This window comes from Alloalcanivorax marinus, from assembly GCF_016785095.1.
GTDB classification, from domain to species: domain Bacteria; phylum Pseudomonadota; class Gammaproteobacteria; order Pseudomonadales; family Alcanivoracaceae; genus Alloalcanivorax; species Alloalcanivorax marinus_A.
In genome coordinates, this window is record NZ_JAEKJB010000010.1 from 338,509 (window position 1) to 357,859 (window position 19,351).

Annotated in this window: 18 protein-coding genes and 1 tRNA gene; 11 read left to right on the forward strand and 8 right to left on the reverse strand. The window is 67.6% G+C overall.

Translation table 11 applies throughout. The features are described 5' to 3' along the window. Positions 1-9 precede the first annotated feature (9 nt). Positions 10-1,062, forward strand: a complete 1,053-nt coding sequence (locus JF515_RS15240; RefSeq protein ID WP_203105305.1) for a putative urea ABC transporter substrate-binding protein — start codon at positions 10-12, stop codon at positions 1,060-1,062. Beyond that, a complete protein-coding gene (locus JF515_RS15245) occupies positions 1,059-1,751 on the forward strand; it encodes a cysteine hydrolase family protein (RefSeq protein ID WP_203105306.1) in 693 nt (230 codons plus the stop codon). The genes JF515_RS15240 and JF515_RS15245 overlap by 4 nt, the downstream gene beginning before the upstream one ends. 18 nt (positions 1,752-1,769) lie before the next feature. Here the strand turns inward: JF515_RS15245 and JF515_RS15250 are convergent, their stop codons facing one another. After that, a complete protein-coding gene (locus JF515_RS15250; RefSeq protein WP_203105307.1) occupies positions 1,770-2,471 on the reverse strand; it encodes a glutathione S-transferase family protein in 702 nt (233 codons plus the stop codon). Between the two features lie 110 nt (positions 2,472-2,581). Between JF515_RS15250 and JF515_RS15255 the strand changes: the two genes are divergently transcribed. After that, positions 2,582-3,163: a TetR/AcrR family transcriptional regulator gene (locus JF515_RS15255; RefSeq protein WP_203105308.1), complete on the forward strand. Its 582-nt coding sequence runs from the start codon at positions 2,582-2,584 to the stop codon at positions 3,161-3,163. 16 nt (positions 3,164-3,179) lie between these two features. Here JF515_RS15255 and JF515_RS15260 read toward each other — a convergent pair whose 3' ends face one another. Genes JF515_RS15260 through hemA form a run of 6 tightly spaced genes read right to left on the reverse strand, consistent with a single transcriptional unit; the run spans position 3,180 to position 11,300 of the window. Further along, the gene (locus tag JF515_RS15260) at positions 3,180-4,517 is read right to left on the reverse strand and encodes a DUF3999 domain-containing protein (RefSeq protein ID WP_203105309.1); all 1,338 of its coding nucleotides are present in this window, start codon (positions 4,515-4,517) and stop codon (positions 3,180-3,182) included. Then, complete coding sequence (locus JF515_RS15265) at positions 4,517-7,300, reverse strand: DUF2339 domain-containing protein (protein ID WP_203105310.1); 2,784 nt, start codon at positions 7,298-7,300, stop codon at positions 4,517-4,519. The genes JF515_RS15260 and JF515_RS15265 overlap by 1 nt, the downstream gene beginning before the upstream one ends. A 54-nt stretch (positions 7,301-7,354) precedes the next feature. Continuing rightward, positions 7,355-8,119, reverse strand: coding sequence for a HesA/MoeB/ThiF family protein (locus JF515_RS15270; protein WP_203105311.1), 765 nt, complete (start codon positions 8,117-8,119; stop codon positions 7,355-7,357). Further along, entirely contained in the window at positions 8,112-8,933 is an 822-nt protein-coding gene (prmC, locus tag JF515_RS15275; protein ID WP_203105312.1) for a peptide chain release factor N(5)-glutamine methyltransferase, read from the reverse strand. The genes JF515_RS15270 and prmC overlap by 8 nt, the downstream gene beginning before the upstream one ends. A 4-nt stretch (positions 8,934-8,937) precedes the next feature. Further along, positions 8,938-10,029, reverse strand: a complete 1,092-nt coding sequence (gene prfA, locus JF515_RS15280) for a peptide chain release factor 1 (protein WP_203105313.1) — start codon at positions 10,027-10,029, stop codon at positions 8,938-8,940. Further along, complete coding sequence (gene hemA, locus JF515_RS15285) at positions 10,026-11,300, reverse strand: glutamyl-tRNA reductase (RefSeq protein ID WP_203105314.1); 1,275 nt, start codon at positions 11,298-11,300, stop codon at positions 10,026-10,028. The genes prfA and hemA overlap by 4 nt, the downstream gene beginning before the upstream one ends. Before the next feature lie 185 nt (positions 11,301-11,485). On the opposite strand from hemA, the gene JF515_RS15290 reads away from it, so the two are divergent. From JF515_RS15290 to pth, 7 genes are all read left to right on the forward strand, one after another. After that, positions 11,486-13,186, forward strand: a complete 1,701-nt coding sequence (locus JF515_RS15290) for a tetratricopeptide repeat protein (RefSeq protein WP_203105315.1) — start codon at positions 11,486-11,488, stop codon at positions 13,184-13,186. Further along, positions 13,183-13,749, forward strand: coding sequence for a lipoprotein insertase outer membrane protein LolB (lolB, locus tag JF515_RS15295; protein WP_203105316.1), 567 nt, complete (start codon positions 13,183-13,185; stop codon positions 13,747-13,749). The genes JF515_RS15290 and lolB overlap by 4 nt, the downstream gene beginning before the upstream one ends. Next, the gene (ispE, locus tag JF515_RS15300) at positions 13,746-14,678 is read left to right on the forward strand and encodes a 4-(cytidine 5'-diphospho)-2-C-methyl-D-erythritol kinase (RefSeq protein ID WP_203105317.1); all 933 of its coding nucleotides are present in this window, start codon (positions 13,746-13,748) and stop codon (positions 14,676-14,678) included. The genes lolB and ispE overlap by 4 nt, the downstream gene beginning before the upstream one ends. Before the next feature lie 11 nt (positions 14,679-14,689). Beyond that, positions 14,690-14,765: transfer RNA gene (locus tag JF515_RS15305), tRNA-Gln, on the forward strand. Positions 14,766-14,803: 38 nt separating this feature from the next. Continuing rightward, positions 14,804-15,763: a ribose-phosphate diphosphokinase gene (locus JF515_RS15310; protein ID WP_203105318.1), complete on the forward strand. Its 960-nt coding sequence runs from the start codon at positions 14,804-14,806 to the stop codon at positions 15,761-15,763. Between the two features lie 234 nt (positions 15,764-15,997). Beyond that, on the forward strand, positions 15,998-16,654 hold the full coding sequence (locus JF515_RS15315) for a 50S ribosomal protein L25/general stress protein Ctc (protein ID WP_203105319.1): 657 nt from the start codon (positions 15,998-16,000) through the stop codon (positions 16,652-16,654). 8 nt (positions 16,655-16,662) lie between these two features. Further along, entirely contained in the window at positions 16,663-17,250 is a 588-nt protein-coding gene (gene pth, locus JF515_RS15320) for an aminoacyl-tRNA hydrolase (protein ID WP_203105320.1), read from the forward strand. 77 nt (positions 17,251-17,327) lie between these two features. Here the strand turns inward: pth and JF515_RS15325 are convergent, their stop codons facing one another. Beyond that, positions 17,328-18,062, reverse strand: coding sequence for a glutathione S-transferase family protein (locus JF515_RS15325; protein WP_238401096.1), 735 nt, complete (start codon positions 18,060-18,062; stop codon positions 17,328-17,330). Between the two features lie 196 nt (positions 18,063-18,258). Here JF515_RS15325 and ychF point away from each other — a divergent pair, with 196 nt between their 5' ends. Beyond that, positions 18,259-19,350, forward strand: coding sequence for a redox-regulated ATPase YchF (ychF, locus tag JF515_RS15330; RefSeq protein WP_203105322.1), 1,092 nt, complete (start codon positions 18,259-18,261; stop codon positions 19,348-19,350). The last annotated feature ends 1 nt before the right edge of the window (position 19,351 follow it).

Below are 19,351 nucleotides of genomic sequence, written 5' to 3' on the forward strand. Positions count from 1 at the left end.
GGAAATGTCATGTTGTTTTCACGCACTTCGAGATTGTGCCTCGCCGCCGCCCTGCTCGCCCTGACCGTGCTGCAACCGGCCCAGGCCCGCGAACGTTACACCGTGGCCTGGACCCTGTACGCCGGCTCCATGCCCCTGGCCTACGCCGACGAAACCGGCATCCTCAAGAAGTGGGGAGACCGCTATGGCTTCGATCTGGAAGCCGTGCAGATGAACGACTACATCGAAGCGATCACCCAGTTCTCCCTGGGCCAGTTCGACGCGGTCATCGCCATGTCCCTGGACGCCCTCACCATCCCCGCCGCCAGCGGCGTGGACACCACCGTGATCATGCCGCTGAGCACGTCCAACGGCAGTGACGGCATCGTCGTCCGGGGCAAGGGCAAGACCGTCGCCGATCTGGAAGGGCTGCCGATCAATCTGGTGGAACTGTCCGGCTCCCACTACATGCTGGTACGGGCCCTGGACAGCGTCGGGCTTGAGGAAAAGGACGTGACCGTGGTGAACACCTCCGACGCGGACATCGCCAGTGTCTTCGAAGCCGCCGACACCCAAGCGGTGGCCACCTGGAAACCACAGCTCAGCGAAATCCTCGCCCAGTATCCGGATACCAGCCTGGTGTTCGATTCCTCGGACATCCACGGCGAACTGCTGGACGTGATGATCGCCCGCTCCGACGCCCTCGCCGACAATCCGGACCTGGGCCGCGCCATCGCCGGCGCCTGGTTTGAAGCCGCCGCCCTGCTGCAAGCCGACCATCCACGGCACGGGGATTTCATGGGCTTCACCGCCGCCACCCTGAACACCGACAAGGACGGCGCCCGCAATCAACTAAGCACCATCGATTTTCTGTCCGCGCAGCAGGGCCGCGAGCTGGTTCGTGGCGAAGAGTTCGCCGGGACGCAGAAAAAGATCACCGGGTTCGCCTTCGACCACGGCCTGCTCGGCGACGGCGTGCCGGATGCCGGCTTCGTCGGCATCGAAACCGGACGCGGCACCGTGATCGGCAATCCCGACAACGTCAAACTGCGCTTCCCGACCACCTGGCTGGAGGCGCAATGAGCGGCTTCGCCCCCCTGTCCGCCTCGCGGCCCTATGCCTGGCCCCTGGCGGGCCGCTGGGACACCTCGGACACCGCCTTGCTGATGATCGACCTGCAACGGGATTTCCTCGACCCGCGCGGCTATTTCGCCCGGCTCGGCGAGGACATCACCCATGGCCGCCGGGTGCTGGAGCCGGCGCGCCGGCTGCTCGCCGCCGCCCGTCAGGCGGGGCTGCTGGTGATCCATACCCGGGAGGGGCACCGCCCGGATCTCACCGACCTGAACGACACCAAGCAGCGGCGCGCGCAACGGGCCGGCGCCGCCATCGGCAGCGAAGGCCCGCTGGGGCGGCTGCTGGTACGCGGTGAACCCGGCTGGGAAATCGTCGACACCCTGCGGCCGGTGGCCGGCGAACCGGTGGTGGACAAGTGCGGCAACGGCGCCTTCTACGCCACCGATCTGGAGCAACTGCTGCGGCGCGCCGGCATCCGCCATCTGATTCTCACCGGCGTGACCACCGACGTGTGCGTGTCCTCCACCCTGCGCGAAGCCAATGACCGGGGCTTCGACTGCCTGGTGCTGGAAGACGTGTGCGGTGCCGCCCGGCCGGAGCTGCACGAGGCGGTTTTCCGGGGACTGGAACGCGAAGGCGGTATTTTTGGTGCCTTCGCGAACAGCTCCGATCTGCTCGCCACGCTCGACCGCTAACCCGACCGCGTCCTGCCTTCAGGTCGCCGGGTAGTTGGACGGAAACAAAGCACGCAGAGCCTGCTCGTCCATCTCCGTTTTGAAATCGTGGCGGGTGTCCAGAGCCTTGGCCCGGGCCGCCGCTGGACGCGCGTCCACGCGCTGGTAAAGCGCGTGCAGACGCGGCCAGGCGGCCAGCGGATCGTCGTCGCCGGGCAGCACTCTCGGTGCCCGTTCCAGCCAGCCCCAGGCGGACATATCAAGAATCGAGTACTGGTCACCGAGCAGGTACTCGCGCCCTTCCAGGCGTTCCTCCAGAACCTGGTAATGCCGCTGCACTTCGCGCCGGTAGCGGTTCACCGCGTACTCCAGTCGCTCCGGCGCCGCGTGCTGAAAGTGCACCGCCTGGCCGGAGAACGGGCCCAGCCCGGACGCGATGAAGAACAACCAGGACAGCAGCTCCGGGCGATCCCCGGGGCGGCCCAGGAACTGGCCGCTCTTCTCACCCAGGTACAACATGATGGCGCTGGAATCGAACAGCCGGGCCGGGGCGCCATCCGGCCCGTCATGATCGACGATGGCCGGCACCTTGTCGTTGGGATTGATGGCATGGAAGGCCGGCTCATGCTGCTCGCCCTTGCGAGTATCCACCGGCTTGAGCCGGTATGGCAGGCCGGTCTCCTCCAGCATCAGGGCGACCTTGGCGGGGTTCGGGGTGGGATGGAAATAGAAATCGATCATGGGGCCTCCCGGGCCGTCGGCATTCGATGTGTTTTGTAACGACCGTTCTAGAATAGACAGAACGGCATCGCCATGCCACTCTTCAGCCACCCCATGAGAACGGAGCGACCATGGCCCGGCCCCGACAATTCGACGAATCCGAGGTACTGGACGCGGCCACCCGCTGCTTCTGGCGGCACGGTTATCAGGCCACCTCGATGCGCGATCTGGCCGCCGAAACCAACCTCACCGGCGCCAGCCTGTACAACGCCTTTGGCGATAAACGGGCCCTCTACCGGCGGGTGCTGGCGCATTACGCCCGGCACGGCTCGCTGCAACGCATCCGTGAGCTGGAGGGCACCCTGCCCCCGGCCCGCGCGATCCGGGTGTTTCTGCAGGACATCATCGAGCGCTCCCTGGACGATCAGGATCATAAGGGCTGCTTGCTGGTGAATTCGGCGCTGGAACTGGCGCCGGAGGATGAGGAGCTGCAACAGGCGGTCAACGAACAACTGGCCGAGCTGGAAGCGTTTTTCTGGCGCTGCGTGCGCGCCGGGCAAAAGGACGGCAGCATCTCCGACCAGCGCCCGGCCCGGGAGCTGGCCCGTTTTCTGCTGGGTATTCTGATGGGGATACGGGTGCTGGCCCGCGCTCAACCACGGCGGGCCACCCTGGAAGCGGTGCTACGCCCGGCGCTGTCGGTACTGGCCTGACCGGCGGCGCCGGGATTCAGTCGCGCATCTTGCGCAGCAGCCCCAGCGCCATGACCACCACCAGCGCGGCGCCCAGCAGCAGAATGCCCCACAGCACGATGCGTCGCGTGGGCAGCGGCTCCGGCGCCGGGCGCAGCGCCGCGTCGCCGCCCAGCACCCGCGCCGGCCGCACCCGCGCCGCCGCCGCCTCCCCGAACCGGGCGCAATCGATCACCTGGGCCGGCGGCGCCGTGCCACTGCCGTAGGCGAGCAGGAAAGGCCCTTCGCCCTGGGCCAGGAACGCCAGATCCAGGGGCGCGTACCCCAATTCCAGAATCACCGGCTCCGGGCCCAGGGATTCGGCGCCGGACAGAATCCGCAAGCGCCAGAACCGGTCCGCCGGCGACGTGGTGGAACCGGTCGGTTGGGTACCGGTCACCGGGTTATCGGGGCCGGAGGCCACGGTACTCTGAAAACGGCGCCGCCATGAATCTTCGGCATCGGCCCGGGAACTCAGCTCCACCCGCAACACCCGGTTGGGGCCGGGCAGACGCAGGCGCCATTGCCGCGCCGTCAGCGGTCGTTCGGCGTGGAACCGGAGCGCGCCATCGGCGTCCGGCTCGCCCATCCGGGCGGCGGCGACCCAATCCAGCGCCGGGCCGTCGCCGGCGTCCGGGCGCGGCAACGCGGAGGCGCCCCGCAACCAGTCCCGGGCGCGCTCATCCAGGGGAATCAGGCGCAGGAAACGATAGCGCCGTTGCGGCAAGGTCACGGTGGCGACCTCCAGGGTATCGTCCTGCACCCGCAGCAGGGTGCTGCGCGATACCACCGTGCGCCACTGGTCCAGGTCGTCGCTGGCGTCCACCCGGATCGGTAATTCGGCGCGGCCTTCCGGCGAGCGCCAGTGCCAGTCCAGGCGCACGCCGGTGAGCTCGGTGTCCAGATCGCGGGCATCGAGAATATATTCAAACGAACCGGAGGCCGGCTCCGGCGCCTGGGAGGGCGCCTCCCGCCAGCGCATGCGCAGCCCGTCCGCGGTCTCGATGGACAGCCCCGCGCCCGCCGCCTGATCGGCGCGCCCCGCCGGTAAACCATGGACCGGCAGCGGCCGGGCGGTGACCGTCGACGTTGCCGGCGGCGTGCACAGGGCATGCTGCACCACCTGCCCGTCACGATTGAACACGCGCAGGTCGCCCAGATCATCCCGCGTGCTCAAGGCGTACACGGTCTCCGGCAACGGCAGCCGGTAGGCGCTGGCCGGGGCCGATGTCTCCAGCGGGATGCCCTCGGCGAAATCCTCCGGCACCGGCGCCGCCATCACGGTCTCCGCCAGCCCCAGCGCCAACATCACCAGCCCTACGAAGCGACCACGCATCAAGACGACTCCTTTGCTCGCGGCGGCAGCGGCGAGAAGTACCCCACCACCAGCAGCACCAGACCCACGCCGAGGAACGAAACGGTCCGCGCCAGCGTCTCCGTGCCCGCCAGGTCCACCAGAAACAGTTTCACCACCACCACGCCCAGCAACGCCATGCCGGCCATCCACACCGGACGCCAGCCCCGCCGCGTGGCGCTGATCATGGCCGCCAACCCGAGCAGCGCCCAGAACAGCGACAATGCCATCTGAACCGTCACCGAGCGCAGCATGCCGTCGGCCTCCAGCGGTGTGCCCACGCCATAGTGCAACGCCCGTACCAGGGCCGCGCTGAGCCACACAAACGCCAGCCCCACGGCCACCGTCACACCGACGCTCCACCGCCCAGGCCAGGCCGCGCGCCACCAGCCAAGCCCGGCCAGCAGCGCCAGCGCCACGGAGATATCCAGCGGATTGAGCAGCGGCAAATACGGCAACGGCGCCGGGTCCCCGCGGCTGCCCAGATTCATCACGACCACCCAGGCCGCCATCACCACCGCCAGGGGCAGGGCCGCCGGGCCAAGGTAGGCACGCCGGTGATCGCGCCATGGCCACAGCGCCGGCGCGCGGGTGCAAACCACCAACAACAGGGCGGGAATCAGCCCCCAGGCCAGCATCGGCCAGACCCCGGCCAGCGCCTGACCGATCCACCAGGGCACTTCCCCCAGCGCCACCCAGGCCAGCGCCCATACCCCCAGCCCATGGAGCCAGGGCGTCATGCCCGGCAGCCAGGCGCCGGCGTCCTGGTCCCGGCGCCACAACACGCCATGGTAGACCAGCCACAGCAGCGGCCAGCCCAGCCAGGCACCGCGCATCAGCGGGTGTTCGAGCACCGTCAGCGCCAGCGTTACCAGCACCAGGAAAGCGGCACCCAGCAACGGCGCCAGCCGCGCGCTGGCGGGCCAGGCCAGACGCCGCCCGAGCACGGCGACCAGAGCCGTGATCAACGCCGGCACCGCCAGCAGCCAGCCGGCTTCACCGCCCTCGGAGCCGAACGCGGCCACCTCACGGACCCCGGCAAGCAACGCCCATGAAATCGACCAGGCCAGCAACAACGGCGGCATGACCCGCTCATAGGCGGCCCGCGCCGGCCCCAGGCGGAACAGGAACAAGCCGCTCAGATAACCGGCCACCGCCAGTCCGGCCAGCGCCATGAAAGCACCGTTGAACACCGGCAAGGTCGCCGGCGAACCGCCGTCATAGGCCCAGGAGAGCGCCGCCAACACCTGCAACAACAGGCCGAATACCCGCGTCAGCCGGCGTCCCTGGCGACCGCCGAGCCAGACCAGCCCGGCGCCTTCCAGAGCCCAGCTCACGGCGGTGGCTTCGCCGGACAACACCAGAGGCACGGTCAGCGTGGCGAAGATCACGCCGAGGGCGGCGAAGGCCTCCGCCATCAATCGCCAGGCCGCGCCCCGGGAACGCCACAACACCGCCGCCAGCACCAGGTAAAAGACCGCCAACGCCAGGGCGCTCCAGGCCAGCGCGTGCTCGATGTGGCCGACCAGGGAGGCGTGCAGGGTAAAGGCGGCCACCGGCAGGCCGAACACCAGGCTGCCGGAGAGGTAATCGACCCGGTCGGCGGTGCGCTGCCGTGCGAACAACAATGACACCGCCACGTACATCAGGAAGAACAGAATCAGGAAGGCATCGGTGCTGAACAGATGCTCGGGGCCATAGCCGGCGCCACGCCAGAGCGCGCTGACGCCGAAGGTGAACACGAAGCCCACCAGGTTCAGCGACCGCCAGGCCCGGAACCAGGCCACCGCGAACACACCCAGGTTGAGCACCGTGTAATAGCTGAACAGAGTGATGTGGCTGCCGCCGCCCTCGGAGGTCAGCAGCGGCGCCAGGAAGCCACCGGAGAAACCGATCACCGCCAGGGCCAGGGCGTTTTGCGCCACCGCCAGCACCGCCGCCGCCAGGGCCACCACCACCATCAAGGCGAACGCCAGCCCCGCCGGCAACACGCCAAACAGACGGAACCCCACGTACAGGGTCAGATACAACAGGGCGACACCACCACCTTGCAGAATCAAGGCATAGCCCTGATGCCGCCCGCGCAACCGCCAGCCCAGCCCGAGCAGCACCATGCCCAGCAGCGCCACCGCCGCCAACCGGGCCTCCAACGGGAACCAGCCACTTTCGGCGGCGTACTTAGCCAGCAGCGCCGCGCCCACGAACAGCACCAGGATGCCGGCCCGGGCAATGGTATTGCCGTTGCGGAACCAGTCCAGCACGCGCCGAGTGACGCTGGCCACGCCGGAAGGCGGCGCGGCTGGAGCCGAGGAAGGGGTGGACCGGGAAACGGCGGCGGCCTCGTCCGCAGAGGCCGACCGGGCGGCCAGCGGCGCCGTCTCGGGCTCGACGGGGGCGCTGCTTTGCAGCGGCTCGGCCGGCGCCGGGGAGGAGGGCCGGGAGCGCACCGGCGCCCGCGGAGGCGCGCTCTCGCTGGCACGGCTGTCGTGGGGGGCGCTCTCCAGGGTTCCAATGAGTCCCAGAAGACGCCGCTCCGTGGCGCGCACCCGCTCGCCGATCAGCGCCACCAGCACCAGCGTGAACCCGGCCAGAGCGCCCACACCGGCGAACACACAGGCCGACACCAGCGCCACGGTCCAGGAGCCGGCCCAGCCTCCCAGGGCCAGCCCCGGCAACGCCAACAGCAAGGCGCCGCCGACGGCCCCCGCCAGCGACAAAAGCACCGTTGAAAACAATGGCCAGGCCGTCGGTTGCTGGGCCGCCATAATCTGCTCCTTGCCCGTCATTCCCATCCCTCTGATTGAATACGATACGGCGGCTTATGTCCGGGAGCGAGCGCACACCGGGCAATGCGGGTCCTTGCGAAATGCCATCTCGCGCCAGGACAGGGTGCGGCCGTCGAACAGCCGCAGGCGCGGCGCCACCGGCTTGCCGGTGAGCAGATGCAAAGCGAGCAGCGCCTGCAGGGTGCCGATGGTGCCCACCACCGGGCCGAGGATACCCGCCTCGCTGCAGGCCAGGTCGCCGTCGGTGCCATCGCCGTAGACGCAGGCATAACAGGCGCTGTCCGGGTCGCGCAGATCGAAGGCGGCGAGCTGGCCATCGAGGCGGATGGCGGCGCCGCTGACCAGGGGTTTGCGGTGGCGCACGCAAGCGGCGTTGATGGCCTGGCGGGTGGCGAAGTTGTCGCAGCAGTCGAGCACCAGATCGACCTCGGGCAGGTGCCGGTCCAGCCAGTCATCGCCGGCCATGGCCGCATGGGGCTCAATCGCCACATCCGGGTTCAGGGCATGGAGCTGGGCGGCCAGGGCTTCGGCCTTGCCCTGCCCCACCTGATCGCCCCGGAAGGCGATCTGGCGGTGCAGGTTACTGGTGTCCACCACATCGTCGTCCACCAGAACCAGCCGGCCCACGCCGGCGCCGGCCAGATACAGGCCGGCCGGATTGGCCAGCCCGCCGCAGCCCACCAGCAGCACGGTGGCGCCGGCGATGGCCTCCTGGCCATCCAGGTCGAAGTCCGCCACCAGCAGTTGCCGGCTGTAGCGCAGTAGCTGCTCGTCGTTAAACGGTTGTTGGTCAGACATGGCCCAAGGTTACCCTGTCGTTGCCGCCCAGGTCCTGGCGGGTGGTGACATTGTGAAAGCCGTGGTCGGCGAGCAGCCGGCGCACCGGTGAGCCCTGATCGTGGCCGTGTTCCAGCATCAACCAGCCACCGTCGGCGAGCCGCTCGCGTGCCTGGGCGGTGATCACGCGCAGGTCCGCCAGGCCACGATCATGGGCGGCCAGGGCCGAGCGTGGCTCGAAACGTACGTCGCCCTGCTCCAGGTGGTGATCGTCCGGGTCCACGTAGGGCGGGTTGCTGACGATCAGATCGAAAGGGCCGGCCAGGGCTTCCAGCCAGTCACCACGCAGCAGGGTCACGGTGGCGCCGAGGGCCTCGGCGTTGTCCCGGGCCACCGCCAGGGCGGCGGCGCTGGCGTCGGTGAGGGTGACCCGCCAAGCGGGCCGCTCCAGGGCCAGGCTGAGGCCCACGGCGCCAGTGCCGGTGCCCAGGTCCACCACCCGGGCCGGGCCATCCGCCATGATCTCCAGCGCCGCTTCCACCAGGGTTTCGGTGTCCGGGCGGGGGATCAGGGTGGCGGCGGACACCGCGAAACAGCGGCCGAAGAATTCCCGTTCACCGGTCAGGTGCGCCACCGGCTCGCCGGCGGCGCGGCGTTTCACCAGCAGCTCGAACAGCCGTTGCTGGTCGCCATCCAGTTGTTTTTCCGGCCAGGTATAGAAGTAGCTCCGGTCGCGGCCCAGTACCCGGCCGAGTAGCAGTTCCGCGTCCAGGCGCGGGCTCGGCGACGCGCTCAGGGCGTCCCGGGCCGAGCGCAACGCCTCGTCGATGCGCACGGCGTCAGCCCTGGCCCTCGGCCAGGGCCGCCAGTTGCTCCGCCTGGTGCTCGGCGAGCAGCGCGCCCACCACCTCGTCCAGGTCGCCGGCGACGATTTCGTTGAGCCGGTACAGAGTCAGGTTGATGCGGTGGTCGGTGAGCCGGCCCTGGGGGAAGTTGTAGGTGCGGATGCGCTCGGAGCGATCGCCGGAACCGACCAGGGATTTACGTTCCGCCGCCTGTTCGGCGTGGGCGGCGGTTTCCCGCGCGTCGAGCAGCTTCGCCTTCAGCAGCGACATGGCCTTGGCCTTGTTCTTGTGCTGGCTGCGTTCGTCCTGGCATTCCACCACCACGCCGGTGGGCAGGTGGGTAATGCGCACCGCCGAGTCGGTGGTGTTGACGTGCTGGCCGCCGGCGCCGGAGGAACGGTAGGTGTCGATGCGCAGATCCTCGTTGCGGATCTCTATGTCGCCGGCCTCTTCCGCCTCGGCAAGGATCGCCACGGTGCAAGCGGAGGTATGAATGCGGCCCTGGGATTCGGTGGCCGGCACCCGCTGCACGCGGTGGGCGCCGGACTCGAATTTCAAGCGTGAATAAACGCCATCACCGGCGATGCGCGCGATCACTTCCTTATAACCACCGTGCTCACCTTCGCTGGCGCTCACCACTTCCACCTTCCAGCCCATGTGGTCAGCGTAGCGGGAATACATGCGGAACAGATCGCCGGCGAACAGAGCGGCTTCGTCGCCGCCGGTGCCGGCGCGGATCTCCAGGTAAACGCCGGCGCTGTCACGGGGGTCCTTGGGCAGCATCAGGCGCTGCAGTTCTTCGTCCAGCTCCTGCAGGCGTTGCTCGCCCTCACGCACTTCCTCGGCGCCCATCTCACGCATGTCCGGGTCGCTGTCGTCGAGCAGGGCGCGGGCGGTGTCCAGGTTCTCGGCGGTGGCGCGGTACTCCCGGTATCCCTTGATCACCGGTTCCAGCTCGGCGTATTCCTTGGACAGGGCGCGGAAGCGGTTCTGGTCGGCGATCACGTCCGGGTCCGCCAGCAGGCCGCTGATTTCCTCGAACCGCTCGACCAGCTTTTGCAGTTTGTTTTCCAGTGACGCCTTCATGATTCCTCGCTGGACGCCTCGCCGTCCTGATCAAGCAGAATTTCCCGGGCCATCAGCAACGCCTCGGCACGGTCCTCCGCGGCCAGCCGGCGCAGGGTAACGCTGGGCCGGTGCAACCATTTGTTCACCAGGCTGTGCTTGAAGCGGCGCAGCACGTCCTCCGGGTCGGCGCCCTGGCGCAGTTGCGACAGAGCGCGCTCCAGTTCCTGGTCGGCCAGCTCGGTGCGCTGCCGCCGATAATCGCGCAACACGCCCACGGCGCGCTTCTCGCGACGGCTGCGGTGATGCTGACGCACCGCTTCGGCGATCAGTTCGCCGGCTTCCTCGGCGGCCTGCTGGCGGGCGCGCACGTTCTCCTGGATCGCTTCCTGCAAGTGGTCGACGGTATACAGATAGACGTCATCCATCTCACCCACCTCCGGTTCAATGTCCCGGGGCACGGCGATATCGACCATGAACATCGGCTTGTGGCGGCGGCGCTTGAGGGCGCTTTCCACGGTGCCCTTGCCGAGAATCGGAATGGGCGCGGCGGTGCAGGCGATCAGGATGTCGGCGTGCTCCAGGGCCACCGGCAATTCTTCCAGGGTGATGCCCCGGCCCCCCACCTCGGCGGCCAGAGCCTCGGCGCGCTCGGCGGTGCGGTTGGCGATCACGATCTCACGCACCTGCTGTTCCGCCAGATGCCGGGCCACCAGTTCGATCATTTCGCCGGCGCCAATCAGCAGCGCCCGGCTTTTCTTCAGGTCGGCGAAGATATGCCGCGCGAAGGACACCGCCGCGTAGGCCACCGACACCGGATTGGCGCCGATGCCGGTTTCCGTGCGAATGCGCTTGGCCGCCGAGAATACGTCCTGGAACACCCGGCCCAGCTCGCTATCGATCAGGCCCGCCTCGTGGGCACGGGCGTAGGCGTCGCGCATCTGACCGAGAATCTGCGGCTCGCCCAGCACCAGGGAATCCAGACCACCGGCCACGCGCATCATGTGCTCCAGGGCTTGATCGCCCCGGTGCAGATACACCGCCGGGCGCAGCCGTTCGAGGGACAGGCCGCGCTCGCCGGACAGCCAGCCGGCCAGGTCCGGCGGTTCGCCGTCCACCAGGCAATACAGCTCGGTGCGATTGCAGGTGGACAGCAACGCCGCTTCGCGCACGCCGGACAATTCGCGCAGCCGGGCCAGCGCCCGCTCGGCCTGATCGGCGGAGAACGCCAGTTGCTCGCGCAACTCCACGTCCGCGGTGGTGTGATTAACGCCGGCAGCGATGAGCTTCATAGGAAATGACGACGACCCGATGGGATATGTCCCAGACACGCGCAAGGGTGTCGCATTTTGCGCGAAACAGCCCTTTAAAACAATGTGCTACGGGAGCCGGCGCGGTGCCGGTCGAGGCCGCGAATCCTTGGGTGCGGCCGGCGGGTGTGCAATGATAGCGGCTCAATTCGAGGACTGAATCGCCGATGAATGCACGCCCATCGCTTATTGTCGCCGCCCTCCTGACCCTGGCGGGCTGCGCCCAGACCCCGCCCCAGCCGGCTCCACCGCCGGCCCCCGAACCCCGCGACCTGCCCCCGATCGAGTACGACGGCGAGACCCTCGGCGATCTGCTGGTGGCGGAAAGCGCCGCGCAACGTCAGAGCCTGGCCGTGACCCTGGACTATTATGGCCGCGCCGCGCAAACCACCCACGATCCCGAGGTGATCAGCCAGGCCACCAAGCTGGCCACCTATCTGGATCAACCGGAACAGGCCCGCCAGCTGGCCGGCCTGTGGCTGGAACGTGAACCGGACAATGCCGATGCCCTGCGCCTGGCGGCCCTGGCCGACATCCAGCTCGGCGATAGTGACGGCGCCGCCGGCTTCATCGACCGGCTACTGGCCGGCCACGGCAGCGACGCCCTGCTGCCCCTGGTGGCGGAAGCCAGCAGCCTCAGCGACAACGACAACCAGCAGCTGCTGAAAGCCCTTTCGCAACTGGCCGAGCGCTATCCGGAACAGGCTCCGCTGTGGTACGCGCGGGCCCTGGACCTTCGCCAGCAGGGCGACCTGCCGGGCGCCATGAAAGCAGTGGAGCACGCCCTGGACCAGGACCCGGACCATATGGAAGCGGCGCTGCTGGAAGCGCGGCTGCTGTTCGAGAGCGGCGAGCATGAAAAGGCCCTGCGCCACGCCCGCGCCCAGGTGCGCGCACACCCGGACAATCGCCGCCCGCGCCTGGCCTATGTGCGCCTGCTGCTGGCCGCCGGTCACAAGGATCAGGCCCACGAACAACTCAACATTCTCGCCGAGCAGAACCCGGACGATCTGGATCTGCGCTACTCGCTGGCACTGATCGCCCTGGAGGCCGGCGCCGGCGAGTCCGCCCGCTCCCTGCTGCAGGATCTGCTGCGACGCGGCTACCGCCCCAACGAGATGCGGCTGCGTCTGGCCCAGGCGTCGGAAGCCGCCGGCGACACCGATCAGGCCATTGACGACTACCTGAAGGTGAAAGGCCCCGACGCCCTGGAAGCCCAGGTGCAGGCGGCGCGGCTTCTATATGCCAGCGGTCGTGGCGACCGCGGGCATGCGCTGATCACCAGCCTTACCCGCCAGTATCCGGCCCGCGCCGACCGGCTGTGGATCACTGAATCGGAAATGCGCAATGCCCTAGGGGACCCGGAGGGCGCCCTGGCATTGCTCAACGATGCCCTGGAAGCGGACCCGGACAATCCGGACCTGCTCTATGCCCGCGCCATGACCGCCGGCTCCCTGGGCCAGAACCAACGCATGGAAACGGATCTTAAACGGGTGCTGGAGCTGCACCCGGACGATGCCGGCGCGCTCAACGCCCTGGGCTACACCTGGGCGGATCGGGGCGTGCATCTGGACCAGGCCGAGGCCATGATTCGCCGTGCTCTGGACCAATATCCCCGCGACCCGGCGATTCTCGACTCCATGGGCTGGGTACTGTACCGGCAGGGCCGCCTGGACGAGGCGCTGGATTACCTGCGCCGCGCCCATGCACTCATGCCGGACCCGGAAGTCAGCGCCCATCTGGGCGAGGTGCTGTGGGCGATGGGCGATGAGGAAAGCGCCCGCGCGGTGTGGTCCGCCGCCCTGGCCGCGCAGCCCGACGCCACCGTTGTGCGCGACACCCTGGAACGCCTGGAGGTAACGCTTTGACACGGTTTTGGTGGCTCCCCCTGGTAGCTCTGTTGCTGAGCGCCTGCCAGACCCGACCGGTGCCCACCGGTGACTTCACCCGCCCGGAGCAAATCCAGCGCTGGGAAATGAACGGCAAGCTCGGCTACCGCACCCCGGAGGACGGCGGCTCCGCCACCTTCGATTGGGAGCAGGCGCCGCGCAATGGCGCCATTCACTTTTCCGGCCCTCTGGGCTTTGGCAGCGCGGAACTGAGCTGGCAACCGGGCATGGCGCGCCTGGAAACCGCCAAGGGTCAGTGGCAGGCCCGCTCCCCCGGGGAACTGGCCTGGCACCTGACCGGCTTCTGGCTGCCGGTGTCGGCGCTGGAATACTGGAGCCGTGGCCTGGTGTGGCCGGGCGCTCCGGCGCAGGCGGAACAAAACGACGCCGGGCAACTGGTGCGCCTGCGCCAGCTGGGCTGGGAGCTGGAGTTCGACCGCTATGAGCCGGTGGGCCGGGTGGCCCTGCCCCACCGCATCAAGGCGCGCCAGGAAGCCAACCGCTTCACGCTCCTGATCCGTGAGTGGCAACCCTTGCCATGACGGCACCCTCCCCTGGCTCCGGTTCGCCGGCGCGCGGCTTCGCGCTGCCGGCACCGGCCAAACTGAACCTGTTTCTGCACATCACCGGCCAGCGGGCCGACGGCTATCATGAGCTGCAGACCCTGTTCGCCCTGCTCGATTACGGCGACACCCTGCATCTGCGGCCCGCCGAGGAGCTGACCCTGACCTGCGACCGCCCCGGGCTGCCGGTGGACGATGGCAATCTGGTGCTGCGTGCCGCCCGGCTGCTGCGCGAGGCCACCGGCACGACCCGGGGCGCGCGCCTGCACCTGCAAAAACGCCTGCCCGCCGGCGGTGGCGTGGGTGGCGGCTCCTCGGACGCCGCCACCGCCCTATGGGGGCTCAACCATCTGTGGGGTCTGGGTCTGGACGAGGACCGGCTCGCCGAGCTGGGCCTGCGACTGGGCGCCGACGTGCCGGTGTTCGTGCGTGGCCGCAACGCCTGGGCGGAGGGCGTCGGCGAGCGCCTGCAAGCCGTTGAATTGCCGGAACAATGGTTTCTGGTGGTGGATCCGGGAATCGCCGTTCCAACCGCTCGAATTTTCGGCGACGGGGAATTGACAAGGCACACCCCCGCCATTACATTACCGGCCTCGCTTGGGGCGGCCACCCTGGAACGCTTTCACAACGACTGTGAAGCAGTGGCCCGACGCCTTTATCCACCAGTGGATAACGTGCTCGACTGGCTCCAACGCGAAGCGGGCAACGCCCGCATGACCGGCACCGGCGCCTGCTGTTTCGCACGCCTTGCCGGGGCGCAAGCGGCCCGCGATCTGCAGCGGCGTTTGCCAAAAAACTGGAAAGCTTTCGCGGCTCGAAGCACTGAACTCTCACCTCTCCACGAGGCACTGGCGACGCTTCGAGCCCAACAAGATCCAGGTCCGGCGTTCAACGACAACGCCACCTGACCGGTTAGTGTTGGGGTATAGCCAAGTTGGTAAGGCAGCGGGTTTTGATCCCGTCATTCCCAGGTTCGAGTCCTGGTACCCCAGCCATCTTCTTTAATCCACCACCTCACAGCCAGGGGACGCCAGTGTCCAAACTCGTGGTTTTTTCCGGCAACGCCAATCCCGAACTGGCCCAGGCCATGGTCGAGCAACTCAACATCCCGCTTGGCGATGCCGACGTCGGCGTGTTCAGCGATGGCGAAGTGGCCGTGGACATCCAGGAAAATGTTCGCGGCAAGGACGTGTTCATCGTCCAGTCCACCTGCAAGCCCACCAATGATCACCTGATGGAAATCCTGGTGATGGCCGACGCCCTGCGGCGCTCGTCCGCCGGTCGCATCACCGCGGTGATGCCCTACTTCGGTTATGCCCGCCAGGACCGTCGGGTGCGCTCCGCGCGGGTGCCGATCACCGCCAAGGTGGTGGCCGACATGATCACCGCCGTGGGCATCGACCGGGTGGTGACCGTGGACCTGCACGCCGACCAGATCCAGGGTTTCTTCGACATTCCGGTGGACAACGTCTACGGCACTCCCCTGTTCGTGGCCGACATCGAGCGCCAGAAACACGACGACCTGATGGTGGTGAGCCCGGACGTGGGCGGCGTGGTGCGCGCCCGCGCCCTGGCCAAGCAGCTCAACGACGCCGACCTGGCGATCATCGACAAGCGCCGCCCCAAGGCCAACGAATCCCAGGTGATGCATATCATCGGCGAGGTGGAAGGCCGTACCTGCGTGCTGGTGGACGATATCGTCGATACCGCCGGCACCCTGTGCAAGGCGGCCCAGGCCCTCAAGGACCACGGCGCCGCCAAGGTCTATGCCTACTGCACCCACCCGGTGCTGTCCGGCCCGGCCATCGACAACATCAACGGCAGCGCCATCGACCAGCTGGTGGTCACCGACACCATCCCGCTGTCCGAGGCAGGCCGGGCCAGCGACAAGATCCGTGTACTGCGCCTGGCGCCGATGCTCGCCGAGACCGTGCGCCGGGTGAACAACGAGGAATCCCTGTCGGCCATGTTCGACCGCCTCGAGCTGGTGTAAGCCACGCCTGCACGCAACACGCTGACACGCGCCACGCCGAGCCGGCCCTCAGGGCCGGCTTTTTGCTACCTGGAGGCCAGGGATCAACGCCACCGAAGGCCCAAGATGACCGCGTGCAAGCGTGCGGCGTGTTGCGTGCAAGCAGCCCGCAGGGCATAATCCGGCCCCCTTTTTAGCAACCCTTCCCATCGCGCCTGGTCGCGGGGCGGCGGGAAGCCTTATGGAGACATCGACATGTCCAACGAATTCGAACTGACCGCGGAAAGCCGCAGCGACACGGGGAAAGGTGCGAGCCGCCGCCTGCGTCGTCTGCAAGGCCGGATTCCCGGCATCATCTATGGTGGCGACGCCGAGCCGCAGATGATCACCCTGGAATCCCGTGAGCTGAAGAAAGCCCTGGAAACCGAAGCTTTCTACAGCCACATCCTGACCCTCAAGCTGGACGGCAAAACCCAGCAGGCGGTACTGCGTGATCTGCAGCGCGATCCGGCCCGCGGTTTCCCGATCCACGCCGACTTCATGCGCGTTGACGCCACCCACAAGATCACCATGGTGGTTCCGGTGCACTTCAGCAACGAAGAAGCCTGCATCGGCGTGAAGAAACAGGGCGGCGAGATCCACCGCAATATCTCCGAGGTGGAAGTTATCTGTCTGCCCAAGGACCTGCCGGAATACCTGGAAGTGGACATGATCGCCGTGGAGCTGGATCAGGTGATCCACCTCTCCGAGATCAAGCTGCCGGCCGGTGTCGAGATCGTCGAGCTGACCCACGGCGAGGACCATGACCAGCCCGTGGTCGCGGTGCACAAGCCGAAAGTCCGCGCCGAGGAAGAAGACGGCGAGGAAGGCGGTGAGGAAGCCGCCGGCGAAGACAAAGCCGACGAGGAATAACCCGCGCCGTGACGGATCCGGTTCGACTGATCGTGGGCCTGGGCAACCCGGGCCCCGAATACGACGCTACCCGTCACAACACCGGTGTGTGGTACATCGATGCCCTGGCCCGTGCCCAGGGCATCTTCCTTTCCGAGGAAAAAAAATACTTCGGTGTTACCGGCACCTTTCAGTTCGAGGGCGAAACCGTTCGCCTGCTGGTACCCACCACCTATATGAACCGCAGCGGCCAGGCCACCTCGGCGCTGGCGAACTTCTTCAAGATCCCCGTCACGCAAATGCTGGTGGCCCACGATGAGCTGGACCTGCCTCCCGGCGTGGCCCGCTTTAAGCAGGGCGGCGGTCACGGCGGCCACAACGGCCTGCGCGACATCATCGCCCGACACGGCAACAGCAGGGATTTCCACCGTCTTCGTATCGGCATCGGCCATCCCGGCAGCGCCGATCTGGTCACCCCCTATGTGCTCGGCAAGCCTTCCCCGGCGGACCGGGACAAGATCGAACGGGCCATCGACGAAGCGGTGCGCTTCACCCCGGACCTGCTGCGCGGCGACCTCAACACCGCCATGAACAGCCTGAACGGCTTCCGCGCCTAGTTTCAGACCCCCGAATCGCGGCTGAAGCGGAGCGCCGCCCGGCCGCTCCTACAAAGCATCCGTGACCTCGCGCCGCGCTAACGATCGGTGCGATAACGCTCCAGAATCCACTGCCCCGCTGGCCGTTCGCGCATGTCGTTGAGCTTCTTTTGCAATGACGCCGGCAGGTCGCTCTCATCGAACACGTCCCAGGGCGTGCCCGGCGGGCTCACCAACGGCGCCATCAGGGCCGCCGCGCTGATATCCGCCAGGGTCAGCCGGTCCGCCACCAGATAATCGCCGGCGCCACGACGCAACGCTTCCTCCACCAGGGCCAGGCCCTCCTCCACGCGCTGCTCCGAATAGACCACCGCCTTGGGCTTGATGGCATAGAGCCGGCGCACGCCTTCCCGGGTCAGCGGCACCAGGGCACGCTTGATGGGACCGGGCAGACGATAGGGGTCGAGCATGGCGTCCATGATCTCCGGGCGGTCCAGCACCTGACCGTACAGCCAGCGGCGCACATGCACCGCGAACCGGTCGAAGTGCTGCTCCAGCTCGATCACCCGGGCACGGCTGTCGGCGTCCTCGGGCACCAGGGGCCGGGCCGGATAGTACTTTTCCAGGTAATAAGCGATCTTGGTGGAATCCCCCACGGTGCGGTCGCCATCACGCAGGATCGGCAGGGTATTAATGCGCGCCAGCCACTGGGTTCGCAGCCGGTGTGGCCCGGGCAGCAGATTGCGTGGTCGGTAATCGAGGCCCTTGTGGTCCAGTTGCCAGCGGGTCTTCTCGCAGTAGTGGGAGATGGGGAATTGATACAGAATTCGCATGATCATCGTGCTGCCGGCTTTCGTGACTCGTCAGTCTAGCCAAACCCGGCGCTTCCGCTCCCGGCATCAGAGCCCCGCCGGAGCGGCTCCCTGGCAATTGGCCCCGGCGCCCGCCGAGACCGCCCCCGTGCCGCTACCGGTCGCATTTTGGCCGCGCCTTGAGTAGCATTGCGCCCTCGAAAACGGAGGTGCAGTTATGGGTATTCAGTGCGGTATCGTGGGCCTGCCCAATGTGGGCAAATCCACCCTTTTCAACGCCTTGACCAAGGCCGGCATCGATGCCGAGAACTTCCCGTTCTGCACCATCGAACCCAACACCGGGGTGGTGCCGGTGCCGGACCCGCGCCTGGACGCGCTGTCCGCCATCGTCAAACCGGAACGGGTGATGCCGGCGACCATGGAATTCGTCGACATCGCCGGGCTGGTGGCCGGCGCCTCCAAGGGCGAGGGCCTGGGTAACCAGTTCCTCGCCAACATCCGTGACACCGACGCCATCGCCCACGTGGTGCGCTGCTTTGACGACGAGAACGTGATCCACGTGGCCGGCAAGGTCTCGCCGCTGGACGATATTTCGGTGATCAACACCGAGCTGGCCCTGGCCGACCTGGACTCCGTGGAGCGTGCCCTGCAACGGGCGCAGAAGGCCGCCAAGGGCCAGAACAAGGAAGCCCAGGCGATGATCCCGGTGCTGGAGAAGCTGCTGCCCCTGCTCAGCGAGGGCGAACCGGCCCGCGCCGCCGACCTGAGTGCCGACGAGCGCAAGACCATCCGCGGCCTCAATCTGCTCACCCTCAAGCCCACCATGTACATCGCCAACGTGGAAGAGGACGGCTTCGAGAACAACCCGCTGCTGGACACCGTGCGCCAGCAGGCGGAGAAGGAAAACGCCTCGGTGGTGCCGATCTGCGCCAAGATCGAATCCGAGATCGCGGAGCTGGACGACGAGGAAAAAGCGGACTTCCTGGCCGACCTGGGCATGGATGAACCGGGCCTCAACCGGGTGATCCGCGCCGGCTACCAGTTGCTCGGCCTGCAAACCTACTTCACCGCCGGCAAGAAGGAAGTGCGCGCCTGGACCATCAAGGTGGGCGCCACCGCGCCCCAGGCCGCCGGCGTCATCCACACCGACTTCGAGAAGGGCTTTATCCGCGCCCAGACCATCGCCTACGAGGACTTCATCGCCGGCAATGGCGAACAGGGCGCCAAGGAAGCCGGCAAGATGCGCGCCGAGGGCAAGGACTACGTGGTCCACGATGGCGACGTGCTGAACTTCCTGTTCAACGTGTGAG